The sequence below is a fragment of the Pseudonocardia thermophila genome, assembly GCF_900142365.1.
Taxonomy (GTDB): domain Bacteria; phylum Actinomycetota; class Actinomycetes; order Mycobacteriales; family Pseudonocardiaceae; genus Pseudonocardia; species Pseudonocardia thermophila.
Genome location: NZ_FRAP01000003.1, coordinates 231120 through 248586, shown reverse-complemented (window position 1 = coordinate 248586; position 17467 = coordinate 231120). Strand labels below are relative to the sequence as shown.

General features: G+C 72.7%; 15 protein-coding genes. 2 read left to right on the top strand and 13 right to left on the bottom strand.

The window, feature by feature from the left end; translation table 11 throughout:
- Positions 1-234: 234 nt before the first annotated feature.
- From BUE41_RS05625 to BUE41_RS05615, 3 genes are read right to left on the bottom strand one after another with little or no spacing between them, the layout of a single operon-like run.
- A complete protein-coding gene (locus BUE41_RS05625; RefSeq protein WP_073455770.1) occupies positions 235-798 on the bottom strand; it encodes a Cg1360 family ATP-synthase-associated protein in 564 nt (187 codons plus the stop codon).
- Entirely contained in the window at positions 795-2039 is a 1245-nt protein-coding gene (locus BUE41_RS05620; protein WP_084754458.1) for a glycosyltransferase family 4 protein, read from the bottom strand. Before BUE41_RS05620 ends, BUE41_RS05625 begins: the two co-directional genes overlap by 4 nt.
- A 15-nt stretch (positions 2040-2054) precedes the next feature.
- On the bottom strand, positions 2055-3344 hold the full coding sequence (locus BUE41_RS05615; protein WP_073455769.1) for a serine hydroxymethyltransferase: 1290 nt from the start codon (positions 3342-3344) through the stop codon (positions 2055-2057).
- Positions 3345-3731: 387 nt separating this feature from the next.
- On the opposite strand from BUE41_RS05615, the gene BUE41_RS05610 reads away from it, so the two are divergent.
- Positions 3732-4469, top strand: a complete 738-nt coding sequence (locus BUE41_RS05610) for a TetR/AcrR family transcriptional regulator (RefSeq protein ID WP_073455768.1) — start codon at positions 3732-3734, stop codon at positions 4467-4469.
- Here BUE41_RS05610 and BUE41_RS05605 read toward each other — a convergent pair.
- The 10 genes from BUE41_RS05605 to argS form a co-directional block, all read right to left on the bottom strand.
- A complete protein-coding gene (locus tag BUE41_RS05605) occupies positions 4417-5064 on the bottom strand; it encodes an L-threonylcarbamoyladenylate synthase (protein ID WP_073455767.1) in 648 nt (215 codons plus the stop codon). The two genes, BUE41_RS05610 and BUE41_RS05605, sit on opposite strands and share 53 nt — an antisense overlap.
- 27 nt (positions 5065-5091) lie before the next feature.
- A complete protein-coding gene (prmC, locus tag BUE41_RS05600) occupies positions 5092-5964 on the bottom strand; it encodes a peptide chain release factor N(5)-glutamine methyltransferase (RefSeq protein ID WP_073455766.1) in 873 nt (290 codons plus the stop codon).
- Between the two features lie 96 nt (positions 5965-6060).
- Positions 6061-7137: a peptide chain release factor 1 gene (gene prfA, locus BUE41_RS05595; protein WP_073455765.1), complete on the bottom strand. Its 1077-nt coding sequence runs from the start codon at positions 7135-7137 to the stop codon at positions 6061-6063.
- A 71-nt stretch (positions 7138-7208) separates the two neighbouring features.
- Entirely contained in the window at positions 7209-7430 is a 222-nt protein-coding gene (rpmE, locus tag BUE41_RS05590) for a 50S ribosomal protein L31 (protein ID WP_073455764.1), read from the bottom strand.
- A gap of 119 nt (positions 7431-7549) precedes the next feature.
- Positions 7550-9745 (bottom strand): transcription termination factor Rho, encoded by a 2196-nt coding sequence (rho, locus tag BUE41_RS29490; RefSeq protein WP_234996993.1) that lies wholly within the window; start codon positions 9743-9745, stop codon positions 7550-7552.
- A 328-nt stretch (positions 9746-10073) separates the two neighbouring features.
- Entirely contained in the window at positions 10074-10994 is a 921-nt protein-coding gene (thrB, locus tag BUE41_RS05575) for a homoserine kinase (RefSeq protein WP_073455763.1), read from the bottom strand.
- On the bottom strand, positions 10994-12082 hold the full coding sequence (thrC, locus tag BUE41_RS05570) for a threonine synthase (RefSeq protein ID WP_073455762.1): 1089 nt from the start codon (positions 12080-12082) through the stop codon (positions 10994-10996). Before thrC ends, thrB begins: the two co-directional genes overlap by 1 nt.
- A gap of 55 nt (positions 12083-12137) precedes the next feature.
- Positions 12138-13451, bottom strand: coding sequence for a homoserine dehydrogenase (locus tag BUE41_RS05565; RefSeq protein WP_073455761.1), 1314 nt, complete (start codon positions 13449-13451; stop codon positions 12138-12140).
- On the bottom strand, positions 13448-14887 hold the full coding sequence (lysA, locus tag BUE41_RS05560) for a diaminopimelate decarboxylase (RefSeq protein WP_073455943.1): 1440 nt from the start codon (positions 14885-14887) through the stop codon (positions 13448-13450). The genes BUE41_RS05565 and lysA overlap by 4 nt, the downstream gene beginning before the upstream one ends.
- Positions 14888-14892: 5 nt before the next feature.
- Positions 14893-16542: an arginine--tRNA ligase gene (gene argS, locus BUE41_RS05555; protein ID WP_073455760.1), complete on the bottom strand. Its 1650-nt coding sequence runs from the start codon at positions 16540-16542 to the stop codon at positions 14893-14895.
- Between the two features lie 150 nt (positions 16543-16692).
- Here argS and BUE41_RS05550 point away from each other — a divergent pair, with 150 nt between their 5' ends.
- Positions 16693-17463 carry a DUF3105 domain-containing protein gene (locus tag BUE41_RS05550; protein ID WP_073455759.1) on the top strand — a complete coding sequence of 257 codons (771 nt, stop codon included), beginning with the start codon at positions 16693-16695 and terminating at the stop codon, positions 17461-17463.
- The last annotated feature ends 4 nt before the right edge of the window (positions 17464-17467 follow it).

The following is a 17467-nucleotide window of genomic DNA, read 5'->3' as shown; positions in this document are numbered from 1 at the left end:
CAGCATCGACTGGCCGGCGATCGTGTCGAGACGGGGTCTCGTTCATGCCGATCGTCGACGACCGACGCAGTCGTAACATGGACGAAACATCAGTACTGGTCTGCGACCAGGCGCACCGTTGCTCGTCCACCTCGAAGCCGGGCGACGTCGACGGAGTTACGTTATCAGGCTGTTTCGGACACCCACTCAGCCCACCTCTACTGTTCGAGCTGGTAGAGCACCCGTTCGCCCCGACTACCGAGGGTCATGCCCCGGTCCCCCTCCGCTGTCGCCCGTAACGGGGGCGTCACCGGGCCAGCCGAACGACGAGCTTCCACTACCGGTCGTAGAAGTACTGGTAGACGCGGGTTCGGCGGGCGCGACAGCGTACGAGCGGAAGCGGTGGGCGGCCCACCCTTCCGCCGTCGTGGTGACGATCAGCACCACGATCGTGCCCACGGCGAGCGACGTCCGATCTACCCAGAGTGTTCCCGCGAGCGCGAAGAGCGCGATCAACATCGCCGCCATCTTCGTGATCGAGCTCGCGAATGAGGCTAGCATCACAGAACGTGGTTCCCCGGCAGCCGTGATCCACATGGCCGCCGTCGTGATGAGGGAGCCCCCGACCCCGATCACCACGGCGCACAGGGCCCCGACCAGCCCGGGAAGCCCCGACGTGATCCAGAACACGATCGCGATCACGACGCCCGTGGCCAGGCCGGACGCGATCGACGCCCGCGTCAGCGTCACGCTCAGCGCCCGCACGGATGCCTGCTGGCCCTCCGGGGCGTCGACCGGCAGCTCGCTGCTCATGCTCATCCACTCGTCCTCGGCCCGCCGCTGGGCAGCGGCAGGGTCGGCCCGGTCGGCGGATCGTCCGGGACCGTGGCCGGCGCGGTCACAGGCAGGGTCGCCGGCTCCGCCGCCCGCGGGTTCAACCGGCGCAGCCTGGGGATCGCGGTCGCGAGCACCGCGAAGACGATGCCGATGCCCAACGTCACCAGCACGAGCACCGGATCACCGATCACCGTGAGCGCGACGGAGCCGAACGCGAGCAGGCCAGCCCACAGGTAGATGAGCAGCACCGCCCGGCGCTGGCTGTGGCCGATCTCCAGCAGCCGGTGGTGCAGGTGCATCTTGTCGGGCGCGAACGGCGACAAGCCCTTGCGCGTGCGCCGCACGACGGCGAGCAGCAGGTCCAGCACCGGCACGAACACCACCGCGGCGAGCACGATGAGCGGCGAGAACAGCGCCAGCAGGTTGACCGAGCTACCGGTGGCGGCCGGGCTCTGCTTGCCCGACGCGATCGTCGTGGCGGCGGCGAGCATCACGCCGATGAGCATCGAGCCCGAGTCACCCATGAAGATCCGCGCCGGGCTGAAGTTGTGCGGCAGGAAACCCAGGCACGCTCCGGCCAGCAGCGCCGCGATGAGCGCCGGCGAGTAGACCGACGGGTCGTTCCCGGCGACGGCGACCAGGCTCAGCGCGTACAGACCGGTGGCGGTCGCGGCGATCGCGCCCACGCCGGCCGCGAGCCCGTCCAGCCCGTCGATGAAGTTCATGGCGTTGACCAGGGCCACCGTGAGCAGCACGGTGAGCAGCGCGCCCTGCTCCTGGCCCAGGCTCAGGTACTGCCCGTCCGGGCCGCCCCACGGCACCCACACGACCGTCCACTGCACGCCGAAGAACAGCAGCGCACCGGTCGCGGTGAGCTGGCCGGCGAACTTCGTCAGCGCGTCCAGCTCGTAGCGGTCGTCGATGATGCCGACGGCGCACAGCACGATCGCGGCCAGCACCGCACCCAGCACTTCCTGGGTGTTCGTGTCGAACGCCAGGCGCAGCGCCGGCAGCTGGTAGGCGATCGCGACCCCGGCGAGCACCCCGCCGAGCATCGCGATGCCGCCCCAGCGCGGGGTCGGCGTGGTGTGCACGTCGCGACCCCGCGGCCAGGCCACGGCGCCGGCCTTCAGCGCGAGCAGCCGCACTGCGCCGACCAGTAGGTACGTGATGACGGCAGCCGTCGACCCCGCCAGGAGGTACTCCTTGAACGGGATACCCATGACGGGTGCGCCGGGTCAGCCGCGCGGGTAAGCGGGCGCGCGCTCCACCAGCGCGGACACCTCCTCGGCAACCTTCGCGAGTTCGGCGTCGCCCGCCGCGGTGCCCTGCTCGGCCTTCACCGCGCGGGCCAGCAGCGACCCGATCTCGGCCATGTCGCTCTCCACCATGCCCTGCGTGGTCACGCTCGGCGAGCCCACGCGGATGCCCGACGGCTTCATCGGGGGCGCCGGGTCGTACGGGATCGCGTTCTTGTTGAGCGTGATGCGGGCGGCGTCGCAGCGGGCCTCCGCCTGGTCTCCGGTGACGCCGATGGGCCGCAGGTCGATCAGCGCCAGATGGGTGTCGGTGCCCCCGGAGACCGCGCGCATGCCCTCGGCCTCGAGCGCCTTCGTCAGCGCCTGCGCGTTCGCGATGACCTGCGCCGCGTAGGCCTTGTAGGCCGGCTGCGCGGCCTCCTTCAGCGCCACTGCCTTGGCCGCGATGCTGTGCATCAGCGGGCCGCCCTGCAGGAACGGGAAGACGGCCTTGTCCAGCGCCTGCGCGTGCTCGGCGCGGGAGAGGATCATGCCCCCGCGCGGGCCGCGCAGCACCTTGTGCGTCGTGGCCGTCACGACGTCGGCGAACGGCACTGGCGACGGGATCGCGCCACCGGCGACCAGGCCGATGAAGTGCGCGGCGTCGACCATGAGCTTGGCGCCCACCTCGTCGGCGATCTCGCGGAACGCGGCGAAGTCGATCAGCCGCGGGTACGCCGTGGCCCCGGCGATGATCATCTTCGGCCGGTGCTGGCGGGCCAGGTCACGCACCTGGTCGTAGTCGATGAGCTCGTCGTCCTCCCGGACGGTGTAGCTCACGGCGTTCCACCACTTGCCGGAGAAGTTGACCTTCGAACCGTGCGTGAGGTGGCCGCCCTGCTTGAGGTCCATCGCCAGCACGGTGTCGCCGGGCTGCGTGAACGCGGCGTACGCGGCGAGGTTGGCCGACGCGCCGGAGTGCGGCTGCAGGTTGGCGTGCTCGGCGCCGAACAGCTCCTTGGCGCGCTCGACACCCAGCACCTCGGCGCGGTCGATGACCTCGCACCCGCCGTAGTAGCGGCGTCCCGGGTAACCCTCGGCGTACTTGTTCGACAGCGTCGAACCGAGCGCCGCGAGCACCGCGGGGCTGGTGAGGTTCTCGCTGGCGATCAGCTGGAGTCCGCCGCGGAGGCGGTCCAGCTCGTCGAGCACGACCTCGGCGATCTCCGGGTCCTGCTGCTGAAGTGCGTCGAAGTCGGGTCCCCAGAACGGAGTGGCGTCGGCGGTCACGGCCCCCAACGGTACGCGCCTGCGTCCGGTGGGGTGACGACCGGTGGGGGACGTCGCAGCCGAACGGCGGTGGGAGCGACGAATCTCACGGGATGAGCGGGCCGAGGTAGGGGCAGGAGAGCCAGGTTCCCGCCAGCTCGTGGCGGGAACGGATCCGCTACCGGCGCGATCCGCCTCGACAGCGCCCCGGCCGCACTACCCCGGACCGTCCCCACCGCGCCTGACCGAGCACCACCGCACGGTGACCGCGGTGCAGACCCACACAGGTCGTCGACTCAAGAGTGCGCGAGCCGCGCTCTGCGACGGAGCAGAGCGCGATCAGCGCTGCCGCCCCGGACCGCAGAGCGCCGCTCTTGGTCGTGGACACCGATCTGGTACGGTCCGCGCGTGAGCGCCGGAGGGATCCGCGCCCGGGTGCGCGCCGAGCTGACCAAGGAGATCGCCGACGTCGCGCGCCGGCACCTGGCCGAGTCCGGCGCCGCCGGGCTCTCGCTGCGCGCCGTCGCCCGCGAGCTCGGCATGGCGTCGTCGGCCGTCTACCGCTACTTCCCCAGCCGCGACGACCTGCTCACCGCGCTCATCGTCGACGCCTACGACGCGATCGGCGCGGCCGCCGAGGCCGCCGATCGCGAAGCGGGCCCCGACCTGCGGGAACGTTGGCGCGCGGTGTGCTTCGCGGTGCGCGGGTGGGCGCTGGCGCACCCCCACGAGTGGGCGTTGGTGTACGGCTCCCCCGTGCCCGGTTACTCCGCGCCCCGCACCACGGTCCAGCCGGCGGCGCGGCTGCCCATGGTGATCATCGGGATCATCCGGGACGGGCTGGCCGCGGGCAGCATCACCGACCCCGCGGAGGGCACCGACGAGGTGCTGCATCCCGCGCTCGTCGAGGACGTCGGGCTGCCGATCGGCCCGGCCACCTCGCTCGGCTCGCGCGGGGTGCTCGTGTGGAGCTCGCTGATCGGGACGATCACGTTCGAGGTGTTCGGCCAGCTCACCAACGTCGTGCAGGACCGCGACCGCTACTTCGAGGTGACGATCGACCGGCTCGGCGCCCTGGTGGGGATCACCGAGCTCAGGCGAGCGCGACCTCGCGGCCGATCACCTCGGCCACCTGCTCCGCCGTGACGTCGCCGGTGCGCAGCAGCCGCGGCACGTCGCCGGTCAGATCCACGATCGTCGACGCGACCGGTTCGCCGGACGGGCCGCCGTCGAGGTACACGTCGACGAGGTCACCGAGCTGGGCGCGCGCCTCCTCCGCCGTCGACGCCGGGGGCTGCCCCGACACGTTCGCGCTGCTCACAGCCATCGGGCCGACGTCGCGCAGCAGCTCGAGGGCCACCGGGTGCAGCGGCATCCGCAGCATGACCGTGCCCTTGGTGCGGCCGAGGTCCCACGTCAGCGACGGGGCGTGCGGCAGCACCAGCGACAGCGGTCCCGGCCAGAACGCCTCGATGAGGTCGCGCGCGGTCTTGGGCACCCGGGCCACCAGCCCGTCGATCGTCGACCACGAGCCGACGAGCACCGGCACCGGCATGTCCGGGCCGCGCCGCTTGGCCGCCAGCAGCGCCGCCACCGCCGACGCGGAGAACGCGTCGCAGCCGACCCCGTACACGGTGTCGGTGGGCAGCACCACCAGCCGCCCCGCGCGCACGGTGCGAGCGGCGGCGGCGAGCCCGGCCGCCCGGGTGTCGGCGACGGCGCAGTCGTACGTCTCGGCCATGGGGCGAGCCTAGATCGGTCCAGGTCGTCAGGCCGTGAGCGGGGTGCGCCGCGCGGTGGCGAAGCGGGGCCTCCCCGCGAGGTCGAGGTGGTCCTCGACGTCGGTGAGCACCTTGCGCCTGCGCAGCAGGGCGGGCACCGCGTCGCCGTGCGTGTCGTCGTGCTCGATGCCCAGGTAGCCGCCGTGCCGCAGCAGTCCGGCAGCCGCGGTGACGACCGCCCGGACGATCTCCAGCCCGTCCGGGCCGCCGAACACCGCGTCCGGGGGGTCCCACGCGACCTCGGGCTGGACCGGGGTGCCGTCGGGGACGTACGGCGGGTTGGCGAGCACCAGGTCGACGCGCGCCTCCAGCTCGACGAGCAGATCGGGCCAGCGCACATCGGCGGCGTGCAGGGTGATCGGGGTGCGGCCCGCGGCCTCGTGCGCAGCGGCGTTGCGGCGGGCCCAGGTGAGCGCCGCAGGATCGGCCTCGACGGCGTGCACGACCGCGTCCGGGCGCGCCGCGGCCACGGCCAGCGCCAACGCCCCCGTGCCGGTGCACAGGTCGACGACGATCGGTGACGGCACGTCGGCGATGCGGGCCAGACCCCACTCGAGCAGCAGCTCCGTCTCCGGCCGGGGCACGAACACGCCCGGCCCGACGTCGACCGTGATCGGCCCGAACGGCGCCGATCCCATGATGTGCTGCAGCGGTTCCCGGGCCGCTCGCCGCTCGACCAGCCGGCGCAGCTGCTCGACGGTCGCGACGTCGACGAGCGGGGTGAGCATCAGCTTCGACCGCTCCGTCCCCACGACGTACGCGGCGAGCAGCTCCGCGTCCACCCGTGGTGAGGGCACGCCCGCGTCGGCGAGCAGCTCCTCGGCCTCGGCGATCGCCAGCCGCAGCGGCTGCTTGCTCATCAGTCCGGATCCTCCGACGTCACTGCTCACCCCTGCCGATCCCGACGACCGCATCGGTTCCAGCCCCCGCTGCAGCGCCTCCTCCTACCGCAGGGTCTACTGCAGCGCCTGGGCGCGGTCCGCGGCCGCCAGCGCGTCGAGGACGCCGTTGAGGTCGCCGTCCAGCACCGAGTCGAGGTTGTAGGCCTTGTAGCCGATGCGGTGGTCGGAGATGCGGTTCTCCGGGAAGTTGTACGTCCGGATGCGCTCGGACCGGTCGACCGTGCGGATCTGGGCCTTGCGCTCCTCCGACGCCGACGCGGCGGCCTCGGCTTCGGCCATCGCCTGCAGCCGCGCCTTGAGCACCTCCATCGCCCGCGCCTTGTTCTGGATCTGCGAACGCTCCTTCTGGCAGGTCACGACCGTGCCGGTGGGCAGGTGCGTGATCCGCACGGCGGAGTCGGTGGTGTTGACGCCCTGGCCGCCGTGGCCGGAGGCGCGGAAGACGTCGATGCGCAGGTCGTTCTCGTCGATCTCGATCGGCGAGTCCTCGCCGGTGTCCGGGTAGACGAGCACGCCGGCGGCGGAGGTGTGGATGCGGCCCTGCGACTCGGTGACCGGCACCCGCTGCACGCGGTGCACACCGCCCTCGAACTTCAACCGCGCCCACACGCCCTCGGGTTCATCGGGGCGCGACCGGATGACGAGGGTGGCGTCCTTCACGCCGCCGAGGTCGGAGGTGACGGTGTCGAGCACCTCCACGGTCCAGCCGCGGGCCTCGGCGTAGCGGGTGTACATGCGCATGAGGTCCGCCGCGAACAGCGCCGACTCCTCACCGCCCTCACCGGACTTGATCTCCATGATGAGGTCGTCGCCGTCGTGCGGGTCACGCGGGCGCATCAGCTCGGCGAGCCTGGTCTCCAGCGCGGGGATGCGCGCCGCGATCGCCTCGGCCTCCGCGGCGAACGCCGAGTCCTCGGCGGCCAGCTCACGGGCCGCGGCGAGGTCCTCGCGAGCCGCGGCGAGTGCCTTGGCCGCGCTGACGACCTGGCCGAGCTCGGCGTAGCGCCTGCCGAGCTTGCGGGCCCGGGCGGGGTCGGCGTGGACCGTGGGATCGGCGAGCTGCTCCTCGATCTCGGCGTGCTCCATGAGCAGCGCCTCGACGGACCGCTCCCCCGCTGTTCCCGTGGTCATCTCGCCTCCTCTCCCGTCCCCGGACACGACGACGGCGCCCACCAGGGTCTCGGTGGGCGCCGTCGGTGCAGCTACTTCTTCTTGCCGGCGCGCTTGCCGTAGCGGGCCTCGAAGCGGGCCACGCGCCCACCGGAGTCGAGGATCTTCTGCTTGCCGGTGTAGAACGGGTGGCACGCCGAGCAGATTTCGACGGTGATCACACCGCTCTTCTTGGTGCTGCGGGTCGTGAACTGGTTGCCGCAGTTGCAGGTCACCTGGGTGACCACGTAGTCGGGGTGGATACCGGAACGCACGTTGGGTCCTCTCGATGTGGCCGCCGGGTCCCTGAGCAGGGTGAACCGGAGCCGGTCCGTGTCATGCCATTGAACCACCGCGCCCTCCCCCGCGCTCACGGGGGAGGGCGACGGACGGCTCAGTCGAGCTCGCTACCGGGTGCGTTCTTCGCCACCTGCATCAGGAACTCGATGTTGGTGCGGGTCTTCTTCAGCTGGGTGAGCAGCAGGTCGATGGCCTGCTGGTCGTCCAGCGCGGCGAGCACTCGCCGCAGCTTCACCATGACCGCGTGCTCGTCCGGCGACATCAGCAGCTCGTCCTTGCGCGTGCCGGACTCGCTGACGTCGATGGCCGGGAACACCCGCTTCTCAGCGATCTTGCGGTCGAGGCGCAGCTCGGCGTTGCCGGTGCCCTTGAACTCCTCGAAGATCACCGTGTCCATCGTCGAGCCGGTCTCGACCAGCGCCGTCGCGAAGATGGTGAGCGAGCCACCGTCCTCGATGTTGCGCGCCGCGCCGAGGAACCGCTTCGGCGGGTACAGCGCCGTGGAGTCGACACCACCGGACAGGATCCGGCCCGACGCGGGCGCGGCCAGGTTGTAGGCGCGGCCGAGGCGGGTGATGTTGTCCAGCAGCACCACCACGTCGTGGCCCATCTCGACCAGGCGCTTCGCCCGCTCGATGGACAGCTCCGCGACCGTGGTGTGGTCGGACGGCGGCCGGTCGAACGTGGACGCGATGACCTCGCCCTTCACCGACCGCTGCATGTCGGTGACCTCCTCCGGCCGCTCGTCGACGAGCACGACCATGAGGTGGCATTCGGGGTTGTTCGTGGTGATCGCGTTCGCGATCGCCTGCAGGATCGTGGTCTTGCCGGCCTTCGGCGGCGACACGATCAGCGCCCGCTGGCCCTTGCCCACCGGCATGACCAGGTCGATCACGCGGTTGGTGAGCTTGTGCGGCTCGGTCTCCAGGCGCAGCCGCTCGTTCGGGTAGAGCGGCGTGAGCTTGTGGAACTCCGGCCGGTTGCGGGCGTCCTCCGGGTCCTGCCCGTTGATCGTGTCGACGCGGACGAGCGGGTTGAACTTCTGCCGGTTCTGCTCGCCCTCGCGGGGCTCGCGCACGGTGCCGGTGATGGCGTCCCCGCGGCGCAGCCCGTACTTGCGGACCATCGACATCGACACGTAGACGTCGGTCGGCCCGGCCAGGTAGCCGGTGGTCCGCACGAACGCGTAGTTGTCGAGGATGTCGACGATGCCGGCGACGGGCAGCAGCACGTCGCCGTCGCGGACCTCGATGTCGACGCCCGCCCCGCCGTTGCGCTCACGGTCACGGCCGCGGCGGCGGTCGCGGAAGCGGCGCCCGCGCCGGCCGCGGCCCTCACCCTCGTCGTCGTCCTCGTCCCGGACGACCCGGGTGTCGACCTGGCCACCACCCGGCTGAGGCGCCTGGCGGGCCCGGACGTCACGCCGTTCGGCCTGCTCGGCGCGCTGCTCGGCCGCCTTCTCCTCGAGCTTCTCGGCGACCTTCTCCGCGATGTCGTCGTCCACCGGCTTCTCCGGCGCGTCGGTCGCGGCGGCCGCGGCGACCGACGGAGCCTCGGTGGGCGCCTCGGTCACAGTCTCGGTGCGGCGGCGCCGCTGGCGCCGAGTGGTGGTCTCCGCCGGGGTCTCGGCCTCCGCGGCGGGCGCCTGCGCGGCCGGGGCCTCCGCAGGCGCCGGGGCGGACGCGTCGGCGGCCGGGGCCACGACGGCCGTGCCCGATCCGTTCGTGCTCGGTTCGGCGGCCGGCGCCGGGTCGGGCGCCCCAGCGGGCCGCGACGCGGCGCGCCGGCGGCGCGGGCGCGGCGCGGGCGCCTCGGCAGCCGCCTCGGTGCTCTTGTCGACGGCCGTGTCGGTGGCCGTGGCAGCGACCGTGTCGGTGGTCGTGCCGGCCTTGTCCGCGGACTTCTCCGCCTTCTCCGCCGGCTTGTCCGCGGCCTTTCCGGCCGGCTCCTCCGGCGCGCCGGCGGCCGCCTCGGCAGGAGCGGCGCCGTTGTCACCGGTGGCCGGCGCCGAGTCGGCGAGGGACAGCTGATCGGTCGACGCCGCCGCCGACTTGCGGGAGCGCGTCGAGGACTTCGTCGTCCTGGTGGACCGCGTGGACTTCGTCGCGGTGGCACCCTGTCGCTCCTTGATGGCGGCGATCAGCTCGCCCTTCCGCATGCCCGCGGTGTCGGGGATGTTCAGCTCTCCGGCCAGCGCCCGGAGCTCTGCCAGCACCATTCCGGTGAGGCCACCCCGCTTCTTGGGTGCTGCAGGCGCTGCCTCGGTGCTGACGAGATCGGTCTCGCTCAACGATTGTCCTTCCTGACCTACCGGGCTGGGGCCCGGGTCAGCGGATCTCATGCCTCGCGCCGGAGCGGTGTGCTCAGGCGCTTGCCGTTCGACGGATCGCGGGAGATGCGCCGCACCGGCGTGCTGGCCGGCGATCGCTTGCGTGTCCGACGGGAGAAGGCCGCTCGGACCGAATGCCCGTCGCGCACACCACGCGTGATGCGTGCGATTCCCCGGTTGATTCGAGCCCGGCTCGAGTGGCCACGCTGGAGACGCGTGGATCGCCGTTGCGCCTGTGAGGGTAGTCGGCCCGGATGCTGCGGGGCAACAACACCCCCTGCTACGCGTGTCAGCCGGTCTCGACGACCACGCCGGTGTCGTCCACGGCCAACGGCAGCTCGGTGAACCCGGTGAGGTCGATGCCCGCGGGCACGGTGCCGTCCTCGGTGAGCGCCAGCACGGTCGGCCCGGCGCCGGAGATGGCCGCCGGTACGCCGCGCGCCCGCAGCGCGTCGACCAGATCGGCCGACTCCGGGTACGCGGGCCTGCGGTAACCCTGGTGCAGCCGGTCCTCCGTGGCCGCCATCAGCAGTGCCGGACGCTGGGTGAAGGCGAGCACCGCGAGCGCGGTGCGGCTGCCGGTGAAGGCGGCGTCGACCAGCGGCACCCGCTCGGGCAGCAGCCCGCGCGTGGTGGACGTCAGCGACTCGCCTCCCGCGACGAGGGCCACCGGCCGGATCGACCGGTGAACCTCGAGTGATACAGCGTGGAACCGCTGCGCGGTATTCCCGGCGGTCTCCCACGCCACGACGAACCCACCGAACAGGCTCGCCGCCGCGTTGTCGGCGTGCCCCTCCATCCCGGCGGTGATCTGCAGCAGCGTGTCGCGCTCCGCGTCGAGGTCGCGACCGGCCAGCACGCACGCGGCGACCGCACCGGCGACGGCGGCGGCCGCGGAGCTGCCCAGCCCGCGCGAGTGCGGGATCGCGTTGCGGCAGCGCAGGGAGACTCCGGCGGGTACGGTGCCGTCCTCGGTGGCGCCGGTCGTGTGCCACGCGGTGCGCATCGCGCGGACGACCAGGTGGCGCTCATCGCACGGGACGCAGCCCGCGCCCTCCCCCTCGACCTCGACGCGGACGTCATCGGTGTCGAGCGCGGTCACCTCGACCTCGTCGTAGAGGGTGAGGGCGAGACCCAGCGAGTCGAAGCCCGGCCCGAGGTTGGCCGAGGACGCCGGCACCCGCACCAGCACCTCGCGCGGCGTACCCATCAGAGGAGGTCCAGCGCCGCCGCGACCGCTGCCGGGTCGATCGGCACCACCTGGGGTTCACCGGCGTTGAGCAGCGCGGTGTCGGGGTCCTTCAGCCCGTGGCCGGTGACGGTGCACACGACCAGCGAGCCGCGCGGCAGCGACCCGTCGGCAGCCGACTGGAGCAGCCCCGCCACGCTCGCGGCGGACGCGGGCTCGACGAACACGGCCTCCCGGGAAGCCAGCAGCCGGTAGGCCGCGAGGATCTCGTCGTCGGTGACGGCCTTGAACTGGCCGTTCGACTCGTCGCGCGCGGCCACAGCGCCCTTCCACGAGGCGGGATCGCCGATGCGGATGGCGGTGGCGATGGTCTCCGGGTCGCGCACGGGCGCGCCGTGCACGAGCGGCGCGGCGCCCGCGGCCTGGTAGCCGAACATCCGCGGGGTGGCGCTGATCACCCCGTCTTCCAGGTAGCGCCGGTAGCCCTGCCAGTACGCGGTGATGTTGCCGGCGTTGCCCACCGGCAGGCAGTGCACGTCGGGTGCGCGGCCCAGCACGTCGCAGATCTCGTACGACGCGCTCGCCTGCCCGGCGATGCGGGTCGGGTTCACCGAGTTGACCAGCGCCGCCGCCGGGTACTCCGCGGCGGTCTTGCGGGCCAGCTCCAGGCAGTCGTCGAAGTTGCCCTGGACCTGCACGATCCGCGCGCCGTGCATGACGGCCTGGGCGAGCTTACCGAGCGCGATCTTGCCCTGGGGCACGAGCACCGCGCAGGTCATGCCCGCACGCGCCGCGTACGCCGCGGCCGAGGCCGAGGTGTTGCCGGTGGAGGCGCAGATGACGCCCTGCGCGCCGGCGGCCTTCGCCGCGGTGACCGCCACCGTCATGCCGCGGTCCTTGAACGACCCGGTCGGGTTGGCCCCGTCGACCTTGAGGTACACCTCGCAGCCGGTCAGCTCCGACAGGTGCGGCGCCGGCAGCAGCGGGGTGCCGCCCTCCCCCAGCGTCACGATCTCCCACCCGTCCTCGACGGGCATCCGCGACCGGTACGCCTCGATGACCCCGGGCCACCGCGCCGCCGGCGGAGCGGGGGCGTTCGTGCTCGTCATGTCGTGTCCTCCCGAACGCCTGCGGTGCGGCTCCCGCGGAGAACGCCCGCGGCGCTCATGCCGTCACGCCCTTCCTGCCCAGGTCCTCGACCCGGAGCACGCTCTCCACCCCGCGCACGGCGTCGAGACCGGCCAGCCTGTCCACGGTGGCGGCCAGCGCCTCGCCGGGCGCGGCGTGGGTGACCACCACCAGCCGCGCGGACCCGTCCGTGCTGCCGTCGCCGGTCTGGCGCACCGCAGCGATGCTCACCCCGTGCCGGGCGAACTCGCCGGCGATCGAGGCCAGCACACCCGCGCGGTCGGCGACGTCGAGGCTGACGTGGTAGCGGGTCGGCACCGCGCCGATCGGCAGGATCGGCAGGCTCGCGTAGGCGGACTCGCGCGAGCCGCGGCCACCGAGCACCCGGTTGCGGGCCACCGCGACGAGGTCGCCGAGCACGGCGCTCGCAGTCGGCGCCCCGCCGGCGCCCTGCCCGTAGAACATGAGCTGGCCGGCCGCCTCCGCCTCGACGAAGACCGCGTTGAACGCGCCGTCCACGGCCGCGAGCGGGTGCGTGGCCGGGATCATCGCCGGGTAGACCCGCGCCGACACCGACTCGGTGTCGGCGCCCGGGATCCGCTCGCAGATCGCCAGGAGCTTGATCACGCAGCCCATCTCGCGGGCCGCGGCGATATCGGCCGCGGTGACGTTCCTGATGCCCTCGCAGTAGACGTCGGCCGAGGTCACGCGGGTGTGGAAGGCCAGGGAGGCCAGGATCGCCGCCTTGGACGCCGCGTCGTAGCCGTCGACGTCGGCGCTCGGGTCGGCCTCGGCGTAGCCGAGCCGGGTGGCCTCCTCCAGCGCGTCGGCGTAGCCGGCGCCGGTGGCCGTCATGGCGGACAGGATGAAGTTCGTCGTGCCGTTGACGATGCCGGCCACCCGCGAGATGCGGTCGCCGACCAGCGACTCGCGCAGCGGCCGCAGCAGCGGGATCGCGCCGGCGACAGCGGCCTCGTAGTACAGGTCAGCACCCGAGGCGTCGGCGGCCTCGGCGAGCGTCGCGGCGTCCTCTGCGAGCAGCGCCTTGTTGGCCGTGACGACCGACTTGCCGGCCTTCAGCGCCTCCAGCAGCAGCGAGCGGGCGGGCTCGATGCCGCCGATCACCTCCACCACGACGTCCACGTCGTCGCGCGTCACGAGCGTCGACGAGTCCGTGGTCAGCAGCTCGCCCAGCTCGGGGTGCTTGTGCGGACGGCGCACCGCCACCCCGACGAGCTCCACGGGGGCACCGACGCGGGCGGCGAGCTCGTCGGCCTGCTCGCGCAGCAGCCGCACCACCTCGGCACCGACGGTGCCGCAGCCCAGCATGGCCACGCGGACCGCGCTCATGCGTTCACCTCAAGTCTGAACTGGTCCTCGATCGTCTCCCGGCGCAGCAGCACCCGGGCCGCCCCGTCGCGGACGGCGACCACCGCGGGCCGCGGCAGCCGGTTGTACGAGCTGGCCATGGCGTAGCAGTAGGCGCCGGTCGCAGCCACCGCGAGCAGGTCGCCGGGCGCCAGATCGGCGGGCAGCCAGCAGTCTCGCACCACGATGTCGCCGCTCTCGCAGTGCTTGCCCACCACGCGCGAGAGCACCGCCTCGCCGGTGCCGTCCAGCTCGGACGAGCGCGACACCAGCCGGCAGTCGTACACCGCGTCGTAGAGGGCGGTGCGGATGTTGTCGCTCATCCCGCCGTCGACGCTGACGTAGCGGCGGCTGCCGTTCGCCAGCGGCACGTCCTTGAGCGTGCCGACCGTGTACACGGTGATCGTGCCGGGGCCGGCGATCGCCCGACCCGGCTCGACCGCGATGGCGGGCGGCTCCAGACCCGCGGCGGCGCACTCGCGCTTGACGATGGCGCGCAGCTCCTCCGCCAGCGGCACCACGTCGAGCGGGGTCTCGTCGGCGCGGTAGGCGATGCCGAACCCGCCGCCCAGGTCGAGCGTGGTGAGCGCGGTCAGCTCCTCGGCACCGTGCTCGCGGTGCAGCTGGGCGAGGAAGCGCACGACGCGGTGCGCGGCGACCTCGAAGCCCTCGGTGTCGAAGATCTGGCTGCCGATGTGGCTGTGCAGGCCCACCAGCTCCAGCCCGTCGGCGGCGAGCACCCGGCGCACCGCCTCGGCCGCGGCGCTCTGCTCACCGCCCGCGATGGAGAAGCCGAACTTCTGGTCCTCGTGCGCGGTGGCGATGAACTCGTGGGTGTGCGCCTCCACACCGACGGTGAGCCGCACCATGACCGGGGTGACGACGCGGTGCTCGCGCGAGATCGCGTCCAGTCGCACGATCTCGGCGAACGAGTCGAGCACCACCCGCCCCACGCCGGCCTCGACCGCCGCGGTGAGCTCCTCCGTCGACTTGTTGTTGCCGTGCATCGCGATCCGCTCGGCGGGGAAGCCGGCGCGCAGCGCAACAGCCAGCTCGCCGCCGCTGCAGACGTCGAGCGACAGACCCTCGGCGGCCACCCAGCGCGCCACCTCGGTGCACAGGAAGGCCTTGGCCGCGTAGTGCACGGACTCCGCACCGAAGGCGGCGGCGAACTCGGCAGCGCGGGCGCGGAAGTCGGCCTCGTCGACCACGAACAGCGGGCTGCCGTAGCGCTCCACCAGGTCCCGCACGTCGACGCCGGCGACGCGCAGAGCGCCGTCCGGGCCGCGGCGGGCGTTGCGCGGCCACACCGACGGGGCGAGCTCGTCGAGCCCGGCGGCGTCGACCGGCCGCGGACCGGCCGTCTCCGGCGGGGCGTGGATGCCGGCGTGCAGCGGTCCGGCGGGATGTGCCAGCACCATCGCTACATCCGCTCCGGTGCGCTGACCCCGAGCAGCTCCAGCCCGTTCGCCAGCACCTGGCGGGCCGCGGCGCACAGCGCCAACCGGGCACGGTGCAGCTCGGTGATCTCCTCGTCGCCCATCGGCAGCACGCGGCACGAGTCGTAGAACTTGTGGTAGGCGCTGGCCAGCGACTCCAGGTAGCGGGCGACCCGGTGCGGCTCGCGCAGCTCCGCCGCGGCCTTCACCACGTCGGGGAACTCGCCGATCGTGCGGATCAGGTCCCCCTCACGCGGGTGCGTGAGCAGCCCGTACTCCGTGCCCGGCGTGACGCCCATGTCGGCGGCGTTGCGCTGCAGCGACGCCAGCCGCGCGTGCGCGTACTGCACGTAGAAGACCGGGTTGTCGTTGGTGCGCTTCGACCACAGGTCCAGGTCGATGTCCAGGGTGGAGTCGACCGACGAGCGCACCAGCGCGTACCGGGCCGCGTCCACGCCGACCGCGTCGACCAGGTCGTCGAGGGTGAGCACGGTACCCGCCCGCTTGCTCATCCGCACCGGCTGCCCGTTGCGCAGCAGGTTGACCATCTGGCCGATCAGCACCTCGACGGTGTCGGCCGGGTCGCCGAACGCCACCGCGACCGCCCGCAGCCGGGCGATGTAGCCGTGGTGGTCGGCGCCGAGCATGTAGATCAGCTTCTCGAAGCCGCGGGCGCGCTTGTCGAGGTAGTAGGCGATGTCACCAGCGATGTAGGCCGGCGCGCCGTCGCTCTTGATGACGACGCGGTCCTTGTCGTCGCCCTGCGCGGTGGAGCGCAGCCACCAGGCCCCGTCCTTCTCGTAGAGGGCGCCGCTCTCCTTCAGCCGTGTGATGGCCGCCTCGACGGCGCCGGCGTCGTGCAGCGACTTCTCGGAGAAGAAGACGTCGAAGTGGGTGCCGAACGCGTCGAGGCTCGCCTTGATCTCGGCGACCATCGCGGCCACGCCCAGCTCCTTGAACCGCTCGTGGCGCTCCTCCTCGGGCAGGTCGGCGATGCCCGGCTCCTGCTCCAGCAGCCGCTGGGCGATCTCGCCGATGTAGGCGCCGCCGTAGCCGTTCTCCGGGGTCGGCTCCCCCTTCACGGCCGCGACCAGGGACTCGGCGAACCGGTCGATCTGCGCGCCCGCGTCGTTGACGTAGTACTCGCGGGTGATGTCGGCGCCGCGGGCGGCCATCACCCGGCCCAGCGCGTCACCGACCGAGGCCCAGCGGGCGCCGCCGAGGTGGATCGGTCCGGTCGGGTTCGCGGAGACGAACTCCAGGTTGATCCGCTGCCCGGCCAGCTCGGTGCCGTGCCCGAACTCGTCGCCCGCGGCCAGCACCTCGGCGATGATGCCGCCCTGCGCGTCGGCGGCCAGCCGGAGGTTGATGAACCCGGGCCCCGCCACCTCGGCCGAAGCGATCCCGTCGCGGGTGGCGAGAGCGTCGGCGAGCCACTGCGCGAGGTCCCGCGGCGCGACGCCGGCCTTCTTCGCCGTGCGCAGCGCCACGTTCGTCGCGTAGTCGCCGTGCTCGGGGTTGCGGGGTCGCTCCACACCGACGTCGTCCGGCAGCGCGGCGGGGTCGAGCCCGCGCGCGGTGAGGACGTCGACAGCAGCGGTCCGTACCAGGTCGGCGAGCAGGGCGGGGGTCACCGGTCGAGTCTAGAAGGTGGGCCCGATGTGACCCCGGACACCGGTTGGGTGCGCTCAGGAGGCGCTCATCCGACTCTCAGGCGCCCTTCCTACACTGGCCCGCGTTCACCAGGCGCCGTCGGTGGCGACGGCCGCATACAGGGACGGTTCATGGCCAGCGGCAAGACATCGAAGGCAGCACGTCGCAACACGCCGGCACCCCTCAAGAAGAACAGCTTCCCGTGGGGAACCGTCACGGCCGTCGTGGTACTGGTGGCGATGATCGCGGTCATCGGCACCTACGTCGCGGTGCGGTCGAACGAGCAGCAGGCCAGGGCCGAGGCGCTCGCGCCGTTCACCCCGACCGCGCAGAACCCGGACCCGTCCAGGGCGATCCCGGGCATCGTCATCAAGGAGTACCCCGGCGGCAGCCACGTCGGGCCGGACGAGCAGGTCGCCTACACCGAGAGCCCGCCGTTCGGCGGCACGCACGACCAGGTGTGGGCGGCGTGCAACGGCGTCGTCTACGACACGCCGGTGCGCAGCGAGAACCTGGTCCACTCGCTGGAGCACGGCGCGGTGTGGATCGCCTACCACCCGGACCGCGTCAGCGGTGAGGCGCTGGAGACGCTCAAGTCGAAGGTCACGGTGCCGTACACGGTGATGTCGCCCTACCCGGACCTCGACCGGCCGATCTCGCTGCAGTCCTGGGGCCACCAGCTCAAGCTGGACGACGCGAACGACCCGCGGATCGACCAGTTCATCGCCGCGCTGCGGCTCAACCCGAACACCCACCCCGAGCCGAACGCCAGCTGCCAGGAGACGACGCTGTTCGACCAGCACAACCCGCCGCCGTACCAGCCGGCGCCCACTCCGGGCACCCCGGGCGCGCGGGCCGAGGACGAGAGCGTCGACCCGAGCCGGCCGATGCAGACCGGGTGAGCAG